Annotated in this window: 24 protein-coding genes and 1 pseudogene; 18 read left to right on the top strand and 7 right to left on the bottom strand. The window is 36.1% G+C overall.

Annotated features, from left to right (window positions below):
- Positions 1 to 586: 586 nt before the first annotated feature.
- The 3 genes from MIDI_RS02625 to tatA all read right to left on the bottom strand — a co-directional run bounded on the left by MIDI_RS02625 (position 587) and on the right by tatA (position 2,334).
- Positions 587 to 1,243, bottom strand: a complete 657-nt coding sequence (locus MIDI_RS02625; protein WP_013951040.1) for a hemolysin family protein — start codon at positions 1,241 to 1,243, stop codon at positions 587 to 589.
- A 201-nt stretch (positions 1,244 to 1,444) separates the two neighbouring features.
- A complete protein-coding gene (gene ybeY / locus MIDI_RS02630; RefSeq protein ID WP_013951042.1) occupies positions 1,445 to 2,023 on the bottom strand; it encodes an rRNA maturation RNase YbeY in 579 nt (192 codons plus the stop codon).
- A 143-nt stretch (positions 2,024 to 2,166) separates the two neighbouring features.
- A complete protein-coding gene (gene tatA, locus MIDI_RS02635) occupies positions 2,167 to 2,334 on the bottom strand; it encodes a twin-arginine translocase TatA/TatE family subunit (protein WP_041185395.1) in 168 nt (55 codons plus the stop codon).
- Positions 2,335 to 2,627: 293 nt separating this feature from the next.
- Between tatA and MIDI_RS02640 the strand changes: the two genes are divergently transcribed.
- The 6 genes from MIDI_RS02640 to MIDI_RS06945 all read left to right on the top strand — a co-directional run bounded on the left by MIDI_RS02640 (position 2,628) and on the right by MIDI_RS06945 (position 6,315).
- On the top strand, positions 2,628 to 3,050 hold the full coding sequence (locus tag MIDI_RS02640) for a hypothetical protein (RefSeq protein ID WP_148234111.1): 423 nt from the start codon (positions 2,628 to 2,630) through the stop codon (positions 3,048 to 3,050).
- A complete protein-coding gene (locus tag MIDI_RS02645; protein ID WP_013951044.1) occupies positions 3,025 to 3,984 on the top strand; it encodes a glycoside hydrolase family 3 N-terminal domain-containing protein in 960 nt (319 codons plus the stop codon). The genes MIDI_RS02640 and MIDI_RS02645 overlap by 26 nt, the downstream gene beginning before the upstream one ends.
- Positions 3,985 to 4,114: 130 nt before the next feature.
- Positions 4,115 to 4,459, top strand: a complete 345-nt coding sequence (locus tag MIDI_RS02650) for an HU family DNA-binding protein (protein ID WP_013951045.1) — start codon at positions 4,115 to 4,117, stop codon at positions 4,457 to 4,459.
- Between the two features lie 36 nt (positions 4,460 to 4,495).
- Positions 4,496 to 5,272, top strand: coding sequence for a TatD family hydrolase (locus tag MIDI_RS02655; protein WP_013951046.1), 777 nt, complete (start codon positions 4,496 to 4,498; stop codon positions 5,270 to 5,272).
- Positions 5,273 to 6,056: 784 nt separating this feature from the next.
- The gene (locus MIDI_RS09725; RefSeq protein WP_272940987.1) at positions 6,057 to 6,191 is read left to right on the top strand and encodes a hypothetical protein; all 135 of its coding nucleotides are present in this window, start codon (positions 6,057 to 6,059) and stop codon (positions 6,189 to 6,191) included.
- Complete coding sequence (locus MIDI_RS06945; RefSeq protein ID WP_160162168.1) at positions 6,172 to 6,315, top strand: hypothetical protein; 144 nt, start codon at positions 6,172 to 6,174, stop codon at positions 6,313 to 6,315. Before MIDI_RS09725 ends, MIDI_RS06945 begins: the two co-directional genes overlap by 20 nt.
- 615 nt (positions 6,316 to 6,930) lie before the next feature.
- Here the strand turns inward: MIDI_RS06945 and queA are convergent.
- The 4 genes from queA to ssb are packed head-to-tail and all read right to left on the bottom strand — an operon-like array spanning position 6,931 to position 8,911.
- Entirely contained in the window at positions 6,931 to 7,620 is a 690-nt protein-coding gene (queA, locus tag MIDI_RS02660) for a tRNA preQ1(34) S-adenosylmethionine ribosyltransferase-isomerase QueA (RefSeq protein ID WP_083809609.1), read from the bottom strand.
- 52 nt (positions 7,621 to 7,672) lie between these two features.
- Positions 7,673 to 7,981, bottom strand: a complete 309-nt coding sequence (locus MIDI_RS09730; protein ID WP_013951050.1) for an S-adenosylmethionine:tRNA ribosyltransferase-isomerase — start codon at positions 7,979 to 7,981, stop codon at positions 7,673 to 7,675.
- A complete protein-coding gene (locus MIDI_RS02670) occupies positions 7,978 to 8,463 on the bottom strand; it encodes an RNA pyrophosphohydrolase (protein WP_013951051.1) in 486 nt (161 codons plus the stop codon). Before MIDI_RS02670 ends, MIDI_RS09730 begins: the two co-directional genes overlap by 4 nt.
- Positions 8,444 to 8,911: a single-stranded DNA-binding protein gene (gene ssb / locus MIDI_RS02675; RefSeq protein WP_013951052.1), complete on the bottom strand. Its 468-nt coding sequence runs from the start codon at positions 8,909 to 8,911 to the stop codon at positions 8,444 to 8,446. The genes MIDI_RS02670 and ssb overlap by 20 nt, the downstream gene beginning before the upstream one ends.
- A gap of 188 nt (positions 8,912 to 9,099) precedes the next feature.
- Between ssb and rpmE the strand changes: the two genes are divergently transcribed.
- From rpmE to MIDI_RS06290, 12 genes and pseudogenes are all read left to right on the top strand, one after another.
- A complete protein-coding gene (rpmE, locus tag MIDI_RS02680; RefSeq protein WP_013951053.1) occupies positions 9,100 to 9,426 on the top strand; it encodes a 50S ribosomal protein L31 in 327 nt (108 codons plus the stop codon).
- 877 nt (positions 9,427 to 10,303) lie between these two features.
- Positions 10,304 to 10,495 (top strand): hypothetical protein, encoded by a 192-nt coding sequence (locus MIDI_RS02685; RefSeq protein WP_148234113.1) that lies wholly within the window; start codon positions 10,304 to 10,306, stop codon positions 10,493 to 10,495.
- A 101-nt stretch (positions 10,496 to 10,596) separates the two neighbouring features.
- Positions 10,597 to 10,722 (top strand): hypothetical protein, encoded by a 126-nt coding sequence (locus MIDI_RS09735; RefSeq protein WP_272940988.1) that lies wholly within the window; start codon positions 10,597 to 10,599, stop codon positions 10,720 to 10,722.
- A gap of 60 nt (positions 10,723 to 10,782) precedes the next feature.
- Positions 10,783 to 10,998 carry a Na+ dependent nucleoside transporter N-terminal domain-containing protein gene (locus tag MIDI_RS10195; protein ID WP_052567679.1) on the top strand — a complete coding sequence of 72 codons (216 nt, stop codon included), beginning with the start codon at positions 10,783 to 10,785 and terminating at the stop codon, positions 10,996 to 10,998.
- A 382-nt stretch (positions 10,999 to 11,380) separates the two neighbouring features.
- A pseudogene (locus MIDI_RS06285) lies at positions 11,381 to 12,010 on the top strand (nucleoside transporter C-terminal domain-containing protein).
- Between the two features lie 10 nt (positions 12,011 to 12,020).
- Entirely contained in the window at positions 12,021 to 12,269 is a 249-nt protein-coding gene (locus MIDI_RS02695) for a BolA family protein (protein WP_013951056.1), read from the top strand.
- Between the two features lie 171 nt (positions 12,270 to 12,440).
- Entirely contained in the window at positions 12,441 to 14,765 is a 2,325-nt protein-coding gene (locus tag MIDI_RS02700) for a penicillin-binding protein 1A (protein ID WP_160162221.1), read from the top strand.
- Positions 14,766 to 14,767: 2 nt separating this feature from the next.
- On the top strand, positions 14,768 to 15,277 hold the full coding sequence (gene ccmE, locus MIDI_RS02705) for a cytochrome c maturation protein CcmE (RefSeq protein ID WP_013951058.1): 510 nt from the start codon (positions 14,768 to 14,770) through the stop codon (positions 15,275 to 15,277).
- 135 nt (positions 15,278 to 15,412) lie between these two features.
- Positions 15,413 to 16,384, top strand: a complete 972-nt coding sequence (locus tag MIDI_RS02710) for a DMT family transporter (RefSeq protein WP_013951059.1) — start codon at positions 15,413 to 15,415, stop codon at positions 16,382 to 16,384.
- A gap of 136 nt (positions 16,385 to 16,520) precedes the next feature.
- A complete protein-coding gene (gene trmD, locus MIDI_RS02715; protein ID WP_013951060.1) occupies positions 16,521 to 17,234 on the top strand; it encodes a tRNA (guanosine(37)-N1)-methyltransferase TrmD in 714 nt (237 codons plus the stop codon).
- Entirely contained in the window at positions 17,231 to 17,611 is a 381-nt protein-coding gene (rplS, locus tag MIDI_RS02720) for a 50S ribosomal protein L19 (RefSeq protein WP_013951061.1), read from the top strand. Before trmD ends, rplS begins: the two co-directional genes overlap by 4 nt.
- Positions 17,612 to 17,631: 20 nt before the next feature.
- Entirely contained in the window at positions 17,632 to 18,234 is a 603-nt protein-coding gene (locus tag MIDI_RS06290; RefSeq protein ID WP_013951062.1) for a GNAT family N-acetyltransferase, read from the top strand.
- Positions 18,235 to 18,555 lie beyond the last annotated feature (321 nt).

Consider the following 18,555-nt stretch of genomic DNA (forward strand, 5'->3'; position numbering starts at 1 on the left):
TTCAATGCCAGTCGTATAAAGAAAGCAAACGAGAATAGTATCCTCATTTTGTATCACTGATGTATTTTCTAAATTAGTATCATCTATAGCATAATATAGTATTTGAGATCCCGCGGTTGAAGGTATCTCTTTAGCCTTTACTCCAAAACTCTCTACGGCCACGCACCTATTACACCAACCGATAGCTGATCTTGCCCCCCAAAAACACCACGGGGGACTCCCACGGGGGACTCAAAAAGACCCCCTATGCTTGGCTCCGATTGTAAAACCGGACCGGTTCAGTGATTTCTCCAGGATCGCGGACAGGAATTCCATCTTTTACTATCCTCATAGGTAGCGCCTCATATCTAAAAGTTATACAACATCGGTCTAAGGCCTTGTTACGAATGCAATAGAAACGTAAGGAGTAACCCTTTACAACCCGTAGCCTAATCTAAGCCTTACGCTAGCGCAATAAAATTATATACAGAAATTTAAATTTGATATTCTTGAGAATCGGATTAAGCTGGTTCTATAATTTAACAGATTTACTATATTTATACGCAGGCAAAATAACGAAGCTACTGGATGGACCTTAAACTACGGTCTATTCCGAGTTTTCAGCTTTAGTAATCTTAATTTTAGTGCTTTTAATTTTGCGGGGCTCGGCCTCGATGATTTCAATTTCTAAGCCCATAGGGTGCATTATTTTTTCTCCCTTAAGAGGGACACGATCTAGGTAAGACAAGATAAAGCCGCCGAATGTTTCATATTCTCCATCCTCTTGAGATAAGCTGAAATTTAATATTTCTTCTACATCTTGAATTGCCGCCCGTGCGTCAACAGTATAGTGGTTTTCGCTAATTTTATTGATAAACACCTTGCTCACTTGATCGTGTTCATCCCTCATATCGCCTACGATCTTTTCAATTAAATTTTCAATTACCACCATGCCTTCTGTCCCCCCGTACTCATCTAGAACTACCGCAATATGAGTTGTGCTATTTCTCATGTTAGATAATAAATCTATGCACTTGGTGGAACGAGGCGAATAAATTATTTTACGTATAGCATCAGACATCTTAAAAGCTTTACTACCATCCATATAATGGATAAAGTCTTTGATATGCAAAAAACCCACTATATCGTCCAGGTTTTCTCTATATACTGGCATTCTAGTATAACCAGTACTAGTAAATTGTTGCTTGATTTCTTCAAAGGTGGAAGAGCCTTCGATACCAATAAGATCCGTCCTTGGTATCATCACCTCACTTACCCTAAGATCTCTAAAGGATAAAAGGTTTTCTATAATATTTCTCTCTGAAGTATTTAGTAAATCATTGTCTATGTGCCCATCTTTATCTATATAAATATCAATATTTTGTTTTGTTTCGTCACTTCTGCTCTTCTTTTTGAACAGCCTAAATAATTTTTTAACCTAAATGTTGTATTAAGAGGTGACAAACTAGTATTTGATTTGTAGGGTATCTGCAACATGTTCTAGGAGATAAGGATCTTTAAAGCCCATTGAGTTCATTATAGAGATTTCAACTCTTTCCATTATTTCTGCATCACTTTCTTCAACATGATCATAACCAAGCAGGTGTAAAAAGGAGTGCACCAGTATATGAGTAAAATGTGCTTTAAAGGTTTTGGTTTGTTCTATACTTTCTTGAGAAATGCGTTGGTAACTTATAGCCACATCTCCCAAAAAGAATTTCTCATCCTCTTGAATCGGAAGAGAGGAAAAGTCATCTCTAGAAAATTCGTGGGAAGGAAAAGACAAGACATTGGTAGGGCCATTTTTATGGCGAAACTCGTGATTTAGTTGTTCTAACTCGCCATCATCCGTTAACAGGACCGCCACTTCCACCTCATGTATATGCTTTAAAAACCCAGCATAGTTTAAGACCAAAAATAAAACGCCCCGTATATGCTGCTCAATATCACCATCCTCAAAACCTGTAACGTCGAACCACTCGCAATCTCTGATAATAACATCAGCACTCACACTATAAAAACTATCGGGGTCAGCTCCTTTCATAAAATGACAACAAATTCCTCAAAGGCAAAACTATTACTATAAAACAACAACGCAATGTTTACTCTCCGAGTATAACAAGATAATGAAAGAATTTGCAATAAATTTTTTTATTAATAAAATTATAAGCTGAATTGACGGTATAATTAATTTTTATTGTTTTCATTATCGTCTTCTGACTTATTGCTTAAACTATTCTTAAAAGCTTTTATTCCGCGCCCTATTTCGCCCATTACTCTAGGTAGCTTGCCAGCGCCAAAAAGCACTAGAACAATCAATAATATGAGAAGTAATTCACCAAAACGACCAGTCACAATAAATATAGCTTAAAAAAAAAGATTATGTGAGTTAGAATATCACCAATATAAAATTTGCCAAGAAAAATTGTATGATAATGAGAAGCAGGCGTAAAAAACGATCAAATTTAATAAAAAAGTTCAGGGTAATTGAGCTCAGTACTTTTACTTTTGCGCTCATTGTATTTTTGGCGTTATTTGACCGTGCGCACAAATATGCAAAACCTGTAGATTTGGCCCAATTGCCTATTGTGAAACAGTTGAAAAAAGAATTTAAATTTCAACCCGAAAACTCAGCGGGTTTAGTCGTTATGCATCAAAACAAAACTATATATGATAATTTTAAATCCAATCCTAAAAAAGAAATCAGAAATCATGCAATATCCCCAGGAGAAAACGAGGATTTGTTAGTTTTATTAAGATCTGCATACTTAAAAAAAGAAATGCAAATTGTAGAGAGTCCATTTTCCATGCTCGACCAGGATTTAGATAAAAACTCTTTAATCAGTTTTGGTACCACTAGTACTAAAGAGGCAGCTGAGATAAAATCACGGAGACTTGCAAATAGTTACCAAGAGCTCTTTCAAATTAAATTTAAGATTGTGCAAATAGATAAAGATACTTATAAGTTGGAAACAGCTGAAGCGATTAATGAAAAAGTAGGAAGCATGGTTTGCCAAAAAATTAAATCGGCAGGAGGGGAGTGCAATGTCATTAGATTACCAAGAGATTAGAGCTGCAATAGTGCCGGTCCAATCTTTTGATTTAACGATTGAAGAAAGTCAATTGTTTAAAAAATATAAGCCCCTTGGATATATATTGTTTTCTAGGAATTATCAAAGTCCCGCCCAACTAAGACGGCTTACAGACTCTTTAAAAGAAGCATCAGGGCGTGATGGTATCCTTATTTTAATTGATCAAGAAGGAGAAAGGGTATCCAGGTTAAAGGAGCCTCATTTTAAAGTGCTGCCAAATGCTATAAAATATAATCGAGATGCTAAAATCAATCTTAATGCAACTCAAGAACGATTAAGGTCTGATTTTGCTTTGGTCGGAAAACAACTACGAGAGGCAGGTGTTAATGTGAATTGCGCACCAGTAGCGGATATTCGGTATGACTGGGCAGATCCAATAATAGGAGTAAGAAGTTACGGTAACGATATTAATACAGTTGTTGCACTGTGTGAAGCAGCAGATAAGGGCTTAGCTGAATCAAAAGTGCAATCTATAATTAAACATATCCCAGGGCATGGTCGCGCTTTAGTAGATAGCCATCTGGAGCTTCCAGTTGTATCTACGGATCTAAAAACTTTATTAGAAACTGATTTTAAGGTGTTTCAGCGGTCGGGTGCAATGAAATTAGCTATGACAGCGCATGTAGTTTTTGCGGCAATTGATGATGAAGTACCAGTTACACTCTCTAAAAAGGCCATAGACTTCATTAAAAGAGATATTGCATTTAACGGATTAACTATCACAGATGCATTAGATATGCAAGCATTGAGAGGCGACATAGGAGAAGTTACGCAAAAGGCTTCAGCCGCTGGTTGTGATATCTTGCTTTATTGTAGAGCAGATCTGAAAGGAGTTGAGGTAGTGTTGCAGAACAGCCACAAATTAAAATATCATATTATAGAGCGGGTTAAATCCTTTAATTGTTTTTGCTGAAAAATATTTTCAATATAATAAAATTATGTTGATTAAATGGACTTATTTATGATACGTTGTGCGTCATGTCTCGTTAGTTTAATGGACCGATAAATGAAAATTTTAATATTTGTATAAACAGCAGAAATATATGAAACAAACCAAACAAATGCCTTTTTTACAGCAAAATACTATTACTAGAGAGCATCTAGCACGTTCTATAAGGCGTTATACGAGCCTCAATATCAATAAAGCATCAGAAGTGGTGGATGATATTATAGATTCATTATTAAACGCCATATTAAGCAATAAGCAGGTGAAGATTAGACTATTTGGGTTATTTACAATTAAGAAGAAAAAATCAAGAACTGGTCGTAATCCTAAGACTATGGTGGAGGCTGAGATATCAGCTCGCGATATTGTTAAATTCAAAGTTGCTCCGACCCTTAAAAAAAGAATTAATGATAATATTGACAATATAGGATGTACTAAATAATAAGCAGTACAGGGGCTTATTTGATAATGATTTTGTATGTTAATTGATAGTCATTGCCACCTCGATTTTGAAGAGCTAAATAAAGATTTAGAGCTGGTTGTGCAAAGAGCTTTAAAGTTAGATGTTGCTGTACTGCAAACAATTTGTACTCAGATTAGCAAATTTAAGTTGATTTACGAAGTAGCAGAAAAATATAGTAATATTTATTGTTCTGTGGGCAACCATCCTCTTTATTTAAAGGAGGAAGGTGTTACAGATTGTGCCTCTATACTTGAGTTTTGTCGGCTGTCCAAGGTAATTGGTATAGGCGAAACTGGTCTGGATTATTATCATACAGATTTCGATAAGCTATCGCAGAAAAAGAGCTTTATAGAACATATTAAAGCCTCTCAGGCATGTGGATTACCTATTATAATTCATACTCGATCCGCTGATGATGACACACTTGGAATTCTAAGGGAGCAAATGCAGGAAAAATCATTTACTGGTGTGATCCATTGTTTTACTGCGAGCAGAGGGCTTGCTAATGCTTGTATTGATATGGGGTTATATATTTCTGCTTCTGGAATATTAACGTTTAGAAACGCAACTGATATTCAGCAAACTTTTAAAGAGCTGCCTGAAGATAGAATTATTATCGAGACGGATGCACCATTTCTTGCTCCATCACCCTTTAGAGGAAAAGTTAATGAGCCTAGTTATTTAACTCATACTGCATTGTTTCTTGCGAACTTAAGGAGCAAATCTTTTCAGGAGATAGCAAAAATTACTACTGATAACTTTTTTAGGCTCTTTACAAAAGTGGGTAGATAATTTGGGGGGAAATGGGTATTGCCAAGGGCTCATTTTTTCTAGGGAATCATAAGCCTACTCAACTTAAAGGTTAATAAAGTGCTGACCTTGTCCCTGCTGACTCATTATTATTGTCTTATAAATATCATATTTTGTGATAAAACAAGATTATCTTTAACCTTTTTATTAGTTTTTTTGTCTATAAGGAGCGCTGTCGCTGCGGTTAATCATGATTGCTTGGTAATTTAATCCTGTTAGAAACTATTTAATACTACATTTAGGATATAGTCTTTTTTACGAAGAATTTGCACTATACTATGTTGAGCGCGAGTCTGGACCGCCTCCTGAAATTACTATAACTATAGAAAAAAAGGGGGGCTTGTGGGAGCTACTGGGATATTATTTTTCTGACCACTTGAGGGGGGGGGGAGGTGAACTTTAACTACTCATTGAACAACAAGTTTTATGGTAATAACCAAGGGCATTCCTTAACTTCATTGACCATGTTTAAAGTTAAAGCATATCAATTTAGTATTGCAACTAGTTTACTTTGCGACTTAAAAAAAGATTCCGAGATAAGCCCATTTGTAGGCAATGCCTGGTAAATTATAGACGGCAATAAGATGATATGATATCTTCGTAGTAGAATGGGTTGAGTAGAAATGACAATTAAGTGTAAATATTGCGGCTCTAGCGAGCAGGTGAAGAATGGTGTGGTACATTGTGGACAGCAAGAGGTAATATAGGTGCAAGAATTGCAAAAAGAATTACCCGAGAAGGTGATAAGCGGCAGAATACACTATGAATGATAGACTTAAAACCTAACCTTGAGGACTGTGGAATTAGGACGATAGAGAGACTGACTGGAATCCATAACAGCCAAATATCTTCATGGATCGAAGGGACGGGGGGGGCGCTATGTGCAAGAAAAGTTAGATAAGAGCTGCAACAGCACAAAGTCACTTAAGGATATCGAGGTCCTAGAGATTGAGGAGCTGTGCACATATATAAAAAAAGACCAAAGAATGGAAGTGGGAGTACACCTTTATATTGATTGCTGTTGATAGAGGAGCGGGTGAAATTATTGATTTTGAAGGTAGGTGACGGAAGCAAGGCAACCTACCTGAACCTGTCATTTAGGCTTTGAGGAACGTTATAAAATTGAGCATGTACAGATGATTACAGCGTTTATGAATACTACTCCACGCACCATCACGAAACAAAGGCTGGGACATCATTGTGGTAGAATCAAAGAATTCTTTAATTAAGGCATTATCTAGCTAGTTTTAATCGAAGAACGAAGCGCTATAGCAAATTCCTGAGGATGCTTTGCGCTACTCTTACCCTCTTCTTCCATAGGCATCTGCTGGATTTGAAACTCCTATCTATAAATATTAGGCAATGTCCATTTGTCAGGGGGCGGGGTTGGATACAATCATACTATAATCATATTACAACTTACGCTGCAAGCCCTAAATCCTTTTTAAAAGCGGTATTGCTTATAACATTAATCCATTAGTGCAGCTGCGGCTGGCTTATGATATTAATTATAGTACTAAAAAGCCAGATTTAATTAATTTTAATGAAGACTTACTAAATGCTGTGTCTAATCCTAAAACTCTGATGGTTAAGCTACCCAAAATTTTTCATACTATAAACGTAGGGCTTAAACTTAATTCTTAAGTGGGTTTGCTAAAATAACAAGCATCGCCATATGAGAAGAATCTATATTTTTGTTCTATTGCGTATTGATACACTTTATCGACATTTGTATTCCCAATAAAAGCGGAAACTAACACCAACAAAGTAGATTTAGGTAAGTGGAAATTAGTTATAAGAGCGTCGGCGATCTGGAATTTATGTCCAGGCTTTATAAATATATCTGTTTCTCCTATTTGAGGAGTAACCATATTATTAACCGCAACACTTTCTAGCACTCGCATAGTCGTGGTTCCAACGCAAATAACTTTATTACCATTTTGCTTTGCGTAGTTTACTGCTTCACATACTGACTGATTTAAGATAAAATTTTCAGTATGCATTTTGTGCTCCTCAATATTTTGAGTTTTTATAGGAGCGAATGTACCTAGGCCAACATGCAGAGTCAAAAATTGAATATTTACTCCCTTTTGAGCAATTTTTTCTAGTAAATTTTGAGTGAAATGTAAGCCAGCTGTAGGTGCTGCAAAGGTGCCATAGCGCTTTGAATAGACAGTTTGATAACTATCAAAATCATTTGAGTGAGCATTTTCTCTCTTGATATAAGGAGGTAGAGGCATGGCTCCTAATTTTAGTATTTTTGAAAAGATATCCTCGGTAGGCCCTAAAAATTCAATAACTATTCGGTTGGTTTTTGCATCTTTCTCTATAACCTTGGCTACAAGACTACCCCCTCATCAAAGAATATTATACTCCTGAGTTCTAGTTTATTTGCTGGCTTGGGGCCATAACTTGCCAGCTACTATCATTAATTTGATGCACTATATTTAGTGAAGCGTTGGTTTTCTTTGCGTTTATACTATGTATTTTCAGCAGGGAAGGAATAACTTTTGTATCATTGAAAACCAGTACATCGCTAGGATTTAAAATGTTAACTATATAATCGAAAACCTGATCGTGAATTTTGTGGTGTGGGTCGAAATACAAAAGTTTAGAGCTTCCTCGTGGATTCGCAGGGAATTGAGCTATAAGTTCTTTAGGTAAAACGAAATCAAATTCATCAATATTCATGCTAAGTTTTTTATTGTAGATTCAAATTCTTCAACTAAATCTAAATAAAGCTGTTTCTTAAAGTACACTACAATATCTGGTAAACCAGCAAATTCAGTCCATTTCCATGCGATAAACTCAGGCTGTTCCGTCTTTATATTAATTTCAGCATCTGCACCTAAATATTTAAACAAAAACCATTTTTGTTTTTGCCCAACATATTGATTATCCCATAAAATCGGTTGTAGTTCCATTGGTAAACCGTAATAATACCACCTGGCTGACGCTTGTATTAATTCTACGTTGTTAGTGCCAACTTCTTCCGCAAGTTCTCTAAGAGCTGCCTCGAGAGGAGCTTCTTCGCCATCTATGCCGCCTTGCGGCATTTGCCAAGTTTCAACCACCGAGTCAGCTCTCTGTCCAATGAAGACTTGCTTTTTTTGATTTAAGAGGATTATTCCAACTCCTGGCCTATATTTCTTTCTAGAAAGGAATTTCGTCATCATCGATTTCTTCAACTTGATAAGGCTTACTTCTCTCTTCTTGGGTAGAAGAAGAGGCTGAACTCCTTGCCTCGTCGAAGCTGCTTTCATCGTTCGAACGCGCATCAAGCAACAATAAAGCACCGCTGTAAGGCTGTAGAATAACTTCTGTGGTATACTTCTCAACCCCATTTGGATCGGTCCACTTTCTAGTTTGCAATGATCCTTCCAGGTAAATTTTAGAACCCTTATGTACATAATTTCTCACTACTCCAACTAGATGCGGTTGAAAAATTACCACCTTATGCCATTCAACTTTCTCCTTCTTCTCACCGCTACCTTTATCGCGCCAAGCGTCTGAGGTTGCTAATGAAAAAGATGCGATTTCTCTGCCATCCTGTGTAGTGCGGATTTCTGGATCTCTCCCTACATTTCCGATCAATATCACCTTATTTAAACTGCCCGCCATATTTACAATCACGAAACCTATTTTAGTACTCTATTAGACCTTTATATAAGTTAAAGTCAATGAGGAAACACAACTTTTTTACACATTCTATACAATTTTTGTATAATTTACAAAAATCATCTTGATTAAAAAGCTTCTTGGATGTATCCTTCGCCTTCGAATTCGTTTACTTTGAATTATTTTGGCTTATGGCAACTAAAAAAGCAACAGCTGTTAAAGAATCTCCTAAAGAACAAACTATTGTGGCTAATGCTGAAAACATGAATGCTGCTGCGGCGAAGAAGATTAAAAGAGGAACAATGCATCATAATTACCGTGAGGTAGAAGTTACTCAAACTGATGGTGCAACTTTCATGGTTCGCTCTACTTATAAAAATACTTCTTTAAGACTGGATATTGATCCGAAAACTCACCCTGCCTGGACTAAAGAGGCTGGGTACGTCAATACTAAAAATAGCGAAGTTGCTAAATTTAATAGTAAATTTGCTGGTTTGAGCTTCGGGATAAGGAAATAAATTATTAACATGCCGCTGTTTCTTTTTTTCTGCTTTTAAAGTTTATAGCTTCTGCTATTGAGTGCCAGATTTTAAATCAATCTGCACAGGAATCTTTGGCGTACACTGGGCTTGCACCCGAAGTTTCCCTAGTTGTTGAAAATAAGCCCAGATACATTGTTAGCTTCCAAGTATCTAAATCAAGAGAAAAAAGATATTGGGACTATGAAGTTTGACTGATGTAATTAGAGTACAGATTCGAGCTCAAACTTCTCGGGCGGTCTTTAAAAAGAACGAGCATCGGCAATGCAAGATTAACTGCAGCAATGATGCAATTAAAATCTCTTAAAATCTCTTCTGTAAATCAGCCTACAGTAATCAAAATGTCAATAGCATTGCTTTAGGAATAGATAAAGAAAGCTTATATAAGGCGTTAGCATTTTCTTTTATTGTTGGTGACCATGACCTTAAGCACCGGAAATTTTATGTTAATTGCTGAGGAATCCCAACAGCCTAGCAAAGATAGGACGTATAGACTTCGGGCGCGCCTTCTTTTAATGATTTAATAAAGAATGGTATAGTGATCATAGTCCAAGTTTACAGAGCAAGGGTGCTATATTGGATGCTCTTAATAGAGATAAAGTAAATGGTGATCAAATAAATTTCGTCGTTACTTTCAAGGAGTCATCCCAGATGAAAGCTTCGCTGAAGCTTTAGAAAGAATTGATATTTCTCAGGATAAACTAGTAAACACTTTGCAATCTTTAAAAACAGATTTTAAAGAGCCTGTTAAAGAACCAAAAAGAGCAGCAGAGTTAGATAAATCCTTAAAAAACTTTATGTGCGAGAATTGGGGCTCCTAAAAAGCAGCTTAAAGAATTTAAAAGGTGAAGATCTGTTGGATAGAGTGTTAGAAAGAGCTAAATTGTTTATAGAAAACAATATTGAAGAAGCGAAGATAATAAGGGTAGAATGTCTGGTTGACATAGCACTGGATAATATTTCAATGGCAGAAGAAGTAACAAAAAAGATCAATGCGCTCTATAGTGAGAACAGAAGCATCTTGGTAATGATAAAAATAACCAAGTAAAAGTGGGTAAGGACTGATCTTGATTCTAGAGTATTCAAAGGTAATTTAAATGAGTATATCGAAAGGAAGAGCTGCACAACTTGGAAAAGAGGCGCACCGTGTTGCAAGCACAAGCTTTTAGTGATATTGTTAGAAGCATGAGAGCGGAATCAAATAATCCTCAGTCTGAATATAATAAAAATTCCACACTAAAAAAGAAGGGCAAACTAGATATTGGAGATTGTTAATTTGAAGATTGTAATGTATAATTTTTCGTTGATTAAGGCGTACCTGCTGTTTTATGGAGTGTGTTAGAGCGCTTTTTTGCGATATTTTGCTTTTACCTTATAGCCTGGGTTTTGAGCGAAGATAAAAAGTCTTTTTCATGGAAGGTTTTGATTTCTGGAGTATTTTTCCAATTTATAATTGTTGCGTTTTTAATCGAAATGCCAGCGGCATCCTCTCCTTTGCTAGTAATTTCAATGGGTTGCAGGCAGTCTCTAATTCTACCCTTAAGGCCTTAGAATTTTGTTCTGGCAATCTAGGAAACCCTAGGGGCCCTTTGGGGTTTATTTTAGCTCTACATTGGTTTTTCTCTATAAAATTATAGTAATTTCTGCTATCAGTGCTTTACTGACGCACTAGCGTATATTACCTTTAATAATTAGAATGTTTTTATTTTTTTTCAGAAAAACTTTATTTATCGGTGGGACTTTAGGAGTTGGCGTGTCTACAAATATGTTTACTGGGATGGAGTGAGCCCCCCCTCTAGTAATTAAACCTTATCTATCTAAATTTGACGCGCAGCGAGCTGTTTTCTTTAATTACTTGCGGCACCACTGGCATAGCTGTGGCTTTGTTATATTGCTATATAGTAATATTGTTAACGGTGTGGTGCCAAATAGCGTGCAACATATTCTATCTTCGATTTTAATTGGTCTCCTAGCTGCCTTAACTTTTTCTAGAATTATAGCGCCAGAAACTGAAGTAGTGCTTACCGAAGGAGATTATATGTTTTTAAAGAAAACGAATAATGCTTTAGATATAGTATTCAATGGGATTATGGATGGTGCAAAAGTGATGGTTACAATTATTGCTATGTTCATAGGTTTTATATCATTGATTAATATCTTTAATAAAATACTAGCTAACATAGTAATTAATGATGTTCAGCTATCAATACAATACCTATTAGGAATTGTATCTGCTCCAATTGCTCGGCTGATGGGTATTCCTTGGGGAGGAAGCGAATATTACAGGCCGGGGCTACTGGGTACAAAGTTAATCACCAATGAATTAGTTGCTTATCAAGAATTTGCAGAGGTTGGTCCAATTTATCTCCCTCTACTATAAATAATAGTGCTGTAAGCTCTTCGTGGATTTGCAAATATTGGTAGTATTGGAATTATTTTAGGTGTATATAATTCCTTAGTCCCAGCAAGACGGTCAGAAATAACTAATCTTGCATTTAGAGTCGTTATTGCTGGAGCTCTCGCAAACTATGCTACAGCGACTATTGTTGGATTGCTTTATTAATCAATTTTTAATGAAAAAACGTATAGAAAACAAATTAGGCGACTTCTTTGGACAAGAAAATGTAGGAGTACAAGATGTGTCTTATCGACATAGAGGCCATATTGAAGAAAATCCTTATGAGACTCATTTCGACATCAAAGTAAAATCAGAGAAATTTAAGTCTATGACCCAAGTTGCTCGTCACAAGTTGGTCTATGAGTTATTAGAAGACGAAATAAAGCTTATACATGCGATCAGTATCGGTACCATAATACTTTAGGGTAATTCACTTATAGTTGTATGATTTTTATATTAATGTTATATAATATATTGTTGATACAAAAAATTGATTCGAAAAATGTTTTCTTCGTTACTGAATATTATCTCCAGATGGACCGCATTTATTTTTATACTTTTTATTGTCGGGATTGCCGGAGCTATCCAGGCGATAGTGTATTTTAGTAAGGGTTTACCTGATTATAAACAACTGGAAAATTATGACCCTCCGATTATAAGCCGCATATATTCTGGTTCTGGAGAAATAATGGCAGAATATGCGAACGAGCGCAGAATTTATGTGGAATACAAACAAGTTCCAGATTTAGTAATCAGTGCCTTCTTAGCTGCTGAAGACAAAAACTTCTTCCGGCATCAAGGTATTGATATTTATAGCCTACTGCGCGCAACTGTCCAGAGCACCTTTAACATAATTACTAATAAACGTGCGATCGGTGGATCTACCATAACTCAACAGGTTGTAAAGTCTTTTTTGCTTGGTAACGAAAGGACCCTAGCCAGAAAAATCAAAGAAGCAATACTTGCTTACAGAATCAGTAAGATTTATTCAAAAGAAAGAGTTTTAGAACTTTACTTGAACCAAATATTTTTTGGTAGCAACTCTTATGGCATAGCTGCTGCTGCTCAGAGTTATTTTGACAAGGAATTGAATGCACTAAATGTACCAGAAGCTGCAATGCTTGCAGCACTTCCCAAAGCTCCTTCTGCTCTCAATCCTTTTTTGAATTATGATAGAGCAAAAGGCAGAAGAGATTGGGTAATCGAGCGAATGGCTGAAGAAAAATTTATTAGTAACAGAGAAGCTGTAAAATTCGCACAAATGCCGATCGAATTAAATAAAAAAGAAATAGCAGTATCATGGACAGAAAATTTTTATATCGATGCAGTCAAAAAAGAATTAGTTAATTTGTTTGGTGAAGAAGCCCTATATACTAGGGGATTGATTGTAAATACTTACTTTAATGAAGATTTGCAGAAAAAAGCTGAAGAAGCTTTTAGAGAAGGGATAATAAATTATGATAGACGTCATGGCTGGCGTGGTCCAATTGCAAAATTGCCTGCTCTTGAAGATTGGGATTTAGCCTTGAGAAAAGTCGATAAGCCGGATTATATAGGTAAATATGAACCGGCAGTTATACTTGGAATCAACAAAGAAAGTGAAATAAAGATAGGTTGTGTTGACAAATCAGTACACATTATACCCTTTTCTAATTTTAAGTGGGCCAGATATATACTTTCTGAAAAGAAAGAGGCGGCAAAAGGAATATTTAAATCAGGAGACGTGATCCTAGTTTCCAGGGACCGTAATGGTATTTACCACTTGGCACAAGTTCCATTAATTGATGGAGCTATGGTAGTTATGGAACCTAATAGTGGAAGGGTTTTTGCTTTAATAGGAGGGTATGATTTTACGCGCAGCTATTTTAATCGAGCAATACAAGCCAAACGGCAGCCGGGATCTGCATTTAAAACCTTTGTGTATTTAGCTGCTCTTGAAGAGGGATATCCTCCTAATGCGATGATATTAGATGATCCAATTACCGTTTCTCAAGGTCAAGGTATGCCAAATTGGCAGCCAAAGAATTTTGGTGGACAGTTTTTCGGGCTGATGACTCTGAGGACAGCTTTAGAGAAATCTCGTAATATACCAACGGTTAGAATAATATTAGAGCTTGGCATAGAAAAGATTGTACAGACTGCTATGGCACTGAAGATATACAATCAACCGCGGTATAATTATTCTGTAGCACTTGGAGCTTCTGAAACGACGCTGATGGACATGACGAACGCATATAATATAATCGCAAGCCAAGGTATGGAAACAAGACCTAAGCTGATTGATAGCGTTTACGATAGAAAGGGAAATCTGCTTTATAAAGATTACGATATGAAATGTATCAACTGTATTTCAAATGATATCAATTCTGTTCCAGAAATAAAATATGTCAGTGAACCTATTATTTCTGAAGATGTGAACTACCAACTTACTTCATTATTAAATGGTGCGATGAGAAGAGGGACGGGAGCTAGATCTAATATTCTGAAGAAAACTCTCGCAGGAAAAACTGGAACAACGAATAACAGTCATGACGCTTGGTTTATCGGCTTTACTCCCTACATAACTGCAGGTACATACATAGGCTATGATATACCCAGAGATATGGGGCAAAGAGAAACTGGCTCTACTGTTTCATTACCAATCTTTATAGATTTTATGCAAGCTGCCGTTAATGACTTGCCTGATGTATCTTTCAAAGTTCCTAAAAATATCATTTTAAGAAAAATTGATAGACATAGCGGTAAATTTGTAGAAGATTATAATAGCATAGATTATAAAGATGTAATTTTAGAAGCGTTTCAAAATGGAAATTTTCAAGATAAAAGTTTCTCAAGTGAAAAAAGCACTAATCGACATGCGGATTATAATCTTCGCAGTATAGTAGATTCACTAGACATTGAGGATGAGACTAATAATTAAGAATGACAAAGTTAAAAAATTGGCATAGGAGGTTAGTAATACTATTTTTAAGTCTGCTGTTTGTTGCTTCAGGCCTATTCCTTGCTTTAAAAACTTTCAGTGAAAATATAGTGTTTTTTGTTACTCCAACGGAACTTAAAGCTCAAGAAAAGAAGTATAGCAATAAATTGATTAGGCTAGGAGGAATAGTCAAAGTTGGTAGTATAAAAAATATTTCTTCGGACCACTCTATAGAATTCATAATAACAGATTTAAAGAATGAAGTAGTTGTAAGATATAAGGGCGCTGTTCCTGTATTGTTTAAAGAAGATAGTGGTACTATAGTGCAGGGTAAAGTTAAAGACAATATTTTTTATGCCCAGGAACTACTTGCGAAACATGATGAAAATTATATGCCTAAAGAAGTTGTGGATGAGTTGAAGAAATCAGGTAGATGGAAAGAAAATTCTATCAAATATCCAGGAGATGACCCCGATCTTTTAAATAAGCCGCCTTACGATATATGCAATTAGGAGCGTTATTAATATCTCGATAATAAATCTTACGCTATTTTTTAACAATATCACTAAAACAAAATATAAGGATTGCAAACATTGACATCATATATAATAATTCAACCGTTTGCTTAAAAATTCTTCCAAGATAAAATGAGTCATCAAAATGTAAAAGGGATGGGCTTGATGGTAATTAACGCTCTGGGCCTGGCCGCGCTCTACGCCGTTATGAAAATGGTAACTGTTTCATTAAACTCTAGTCAAGCTGTTTTCTTTTATAAATTCTCTGTTTTTTTATTTATACTTCCTTGGATTTTTTATAAGGATGGAATAAAGGCCATACAAACTCCAAATTTAAGATTACATTTCTACCGCAGTATTTTCAGTACTACTGGCTCATTAACATTAATGCATTCACTAAATTATTTGAAATTAATTGATATTACCGTTCTCACTCACCTTGAACAGATGCTATGGCTCATTATAGGGACTTTGTTTTTTAATGAGAAATTAAATTACTATAAAGTAGCTGCTATTTTGTTTGGCTTTGCAGGTGGTTTTTTGATAGTAAGACCAGAATTAATACATAATATTTTCTTTGGAAATCAAATAGAGATTCCTGAGTTTAATAAAGCCTATATTTTCATTGCGATTACGATACTTTGTTGGTCAATTAATAGTACTTTAGTCAAAGTCCTTGGACACAGAAAAGCCTCCAATAAAGCGCAGTTATTTTATGTTATGCTATTTGCTTCACTCTTTTCGTATGTAGTAGCATTTATAGATTGGAACTTAATTGGTTGCTTTGGATTCGTAATTTACGTGCCTGGACGATTGCATTTTCCATTTTGTTTAGGGATCGAAACTTGGCAAATTGTAGGCATTGCTGCTTCTGCACTATTCTACTTGATTCATAATGTGGCATTCTTCAATGCTATGAAATATGGTGAGATGACAGTTATAGCTCCATTTGTCTACTTTAAATTAGTCTTTGCTGGAATACTAGGTTATATAGTATTTGGTGAAGCGCCTAAGGTGACTATCTCCTATATTGGCTACTCTTTCATAGTAATCGCAGGTCTGTTGCTTATTTGGAGTCAATATCAACAACATAAAAAAAATTAAAAAAGCGGATTACAAGAAAAGGTAGTACCCTAGCTCTTAGGGCTGCTGCTGAAGTTATTTCAAAAATTTTAAATGTTAATGTTCAATTGTTTACCAAGAATGGTATAATCCTCGCGTAGTTTTGAATTGAAAATATATGTGGTCTGTGCGTATCCTGACGTTATTTCCTGAATTATTTCCAGGGCCGCTAGCGTCTTCTATAACTGGTAGAGCCTTAAAAGAGGCCATATGGGAAATTAAGGCGATTGATGTGAGAGATTATGCCACAGATAAACATAAAACCGTGGATGATTGCCCTTATGGAGGCGGAGGCGGGATGGTCGCGCGGCCTGATATTTTAGGTCAGGCCATAGAGGAGAATTTTATTTCTAATCAGAACGAAATTATTTATTTATCACCGCGCGGAGAGCTTTTTAATCAAGGCCTGGCGAGAGAGCTTACACAAAGAAAAGGAATAAATATTATATGTGGGAGGTTTGAAGGTATTGACGAAAGAGTAATAAATGAGTATAGAATACGTGAAGTTAGTATAGGGGATTTTGTATTATCGTCTGGTGATGTGGCTGCGTACTCTCTTTTGGATGCGTGCGTACGGCTTCTGCCAGGAGTTCTTGGCAATGGTGGTTCATTGGTTCAAGAAAGTTTTGGTTTGGACCATAATTATGAGATGTTGTTAGAGTACCCGCACTTTACAAGACCGCAAAATTGGAGGGATAGGCAGGTTCCGGAAGTTTTACTTTCGGGGAATCATCAATTGGTAGAAAATTGGCGATTAGAACAGGCGAAACAGAAAACGAAGGAGCAGCGCCCAGATCTTTGGAATAGATATTTGAGCAGGAAAGAAAAATGAATTTATTGGAAAAATATGAAGCTAGTCAACTCAAGAGACTGACAGAAGGGAAAGCTGTTCCGAGTTTTGCCCCTGGTGATCAGCTTGTTGTTAGCGTTGAAATCACAGAAGGAACAGCAAAGCGTATACAGTTGTTTGAAGGCTTATGTATAGCAAGGAAAAGCAGAGGACTAGGCTCAAGCTTTACTGTAAGAAAATTAAGTCATGGTGAGGGCGTAGAGCGTATATTTCCTCTATATTCTCCGCGTGTTACAAAGATTGAGGTTCTTCGTCGCGGTAGAGTAAGAAGGGCAAAGTTATATTATATGAGAGCATTAAGGGGCAAAGCAGCTAGAATTAAAGAAAAAGCTGTTGCGCGTAATAAATCTAAAGTCTAGGTTTTAGGATTAGCATCTTAATGCAAGATAGAATTTTCAACTACAGCTCTTTTTTTAGCAAATTCCCAGTTATAAACCTTGAAAATTTTATTTTGCGAGACTTGAGTTTATCCGATAATCAGAGATATTTTGAGGTTTTGAGCGATCCGAATGTCGCTCAATTCCTTTCTGATGAAGATGTTCCAGAGTCACCTTATAAAGCCCTAGAAGAAATAAAATTCTGGGGTAGCTTATTTTATAAGAAACAATCAATCTTTTGGGCGATCGTAGAAAAAGAGACTAATAATCTAATAGGAACAGTGGGGTTCAACTCTTGGAATTTTAGCAGCCAACGTGCTGAGATGAGTTACGACTTAGCAAGTACCCATTGGCGTCGTAATATTATGTCTGAAGTTTTGTTTCATGTTTTAACTTTTGCCTTTACTAAAATGTGTATCAATAGAATAGAAGCTAAAACAATGACTCACAATGTAGCTTCTGCTGCTCTCTTACTAAAAATGGGTTTTAAAAAAGAAGGTGTATTAAAAAGCTATCGAAAAGTACGCAGTAAATTCATAGACGTAGATTTATATTCTCTACTTCGAGAAGAGTGGTCAGCTGCTAAAAATAAAGGCATTGCCTAATATTTATAGATAGGAGTTTCAGATCCAGCAAATGCCTATGGAAGAAGAGGGTAAGAATAGCGCAAAGCATCCTCAGGAATTTGCTATAGCGCTTCGTTCTTCGATTAAAACTAGCTAGATAATGCCTTATTAAAGAATTCTTTGATTCTACAAATGAGGTCTCAGCTTTTGTTTTGTGATGGTGCGTGGAGATTTTATAGTATTCATAAACGCTGTAATCATCTGTACATGCTCAATTTATAACGTTCTTCCAAGCCTAAATGACAGGTTCAGGTGGGTTGCCTTGCTCCCGTCACCTACTTCAAAATCAATAATTTCACC

This window comes from Candidatus Midichloria mitochondrii IricVA (genome assembly GCF_000219355.1).
GTDB lineage: Bacteria > Pseudomonadota > Alphaproteobacteria > Rickettsiales > Midichloriaceae > Midichloria > Midichloria mitochondrii.

Coding starts and splice junctions, on each gene's coding strand:
- MIDI_RS02625 (WP_013951040.1), bottom strand. CDS start 1,243: ATGATACCAAGGACGGATCTTATTGGTATCGAAGGCTCTTCCACCTTT.
- ybeY (WP_013951042.1), bottom strand. CDS start 2,023: ATGAAAGGAGCTGACCCCGATAGTTTTTATAGTGTGAGTGCTGATGTT.
- MIDI_RS02640 (WP_148234111.1), top strand. CDS start 2,628: ATGCATCAAAACAAAACTATATATGATAATTTTAAATCCAATCCTAAA.
- MIDI_RS02645 (WP_013951044.1), top strand. CDS start 3,025: ATGTCATTAGATTACCAAGAGATTAGAGCTGCAATAGTGCCGGTCCAA.
- MIDI_RS02650 (WP_013951045.1), top strand. CDS start 4,115: ATGAAACAAACCAAACAAATGCCTTTTTTACAGCAAAATACTATTACT.
- MIDI_RS02655 (WP_013951046.1), top strand. CDS start 4,496: ATGTTAATTGATAGTCATTGCCACCTCGATTTTGAAGAGCTAAATAAA.
- MIDI_RS09725 (WP_272940987.1), top strand. CDS start 6,057: ATGATAGACTTAAAACCTAACCTTGAGGACTGTGGAATTAGGACGATA.
- MIDI_RS09730 (WP_013951050.1), bottom strand. CDS start 7,981: ATGAATATTGATGAATTTGATTTCGTTTTACCTAAAGAACTTATAGCT.
- MIDI_RS02670 (WP_013951051.1), bottom strand. CDS start 8,463: ATGACGAAATTCCTTTCTAGAAAGAAATATAGGCCAGGAGTTGGAATA.
- ssb (WP_013951052.1), bottom strand. CDS start 8,911: ATGGCGGGCAGTTTAAATAAGGTGATATTGATCGGAAATGTAGGGAGA.
- rpmE (WP_013951053.1), top strand. CDS start 9,100: ATGGCAACTAAAAAAGCAACAGCTGTTAAAGAATCTCCTAAAGAACAA.
- MIDI_RS02695 (WP_013951056.1), top strand. CDS start 12,021: ATGAAAAAACGTATAGAAAACAAATTAGGCGACTTCTTTGGACAAGAA.
- ccmE (WP_013951058.1), top strand. CDS start 14,768: ATGACAAAGTTAAAAAATTGGCATAGGAGGTTAGTAATACTATTTTTA.
- MIDI_RS02710 (WP_013951059.1), top strand. CDS start 15,413: ATGAGTCATCAAAATGTAAAAGGGATGGGCTTGATGGTAATTAACGCT.
- trmD (WP_013951060.1), top strand. CDS start 16,521: ATGTGGTCTGTGCGTATCCTGACGTTATTTCCTGAATTATTTCCAGGG.
- rplS (WP_013951061.1), top strand. CDS start 17,231: ATGAATTTATTGGAAAAATATGAAGCTAGTCAACTCAAGAGACTGACA.
- MIDI_RS06290 (WP_013951062.1), top strand. CDS start 17,632: ATGCAAGATAGAATTTTCAACTACAGCTCTTTTTTTAGCAAATTCCCA.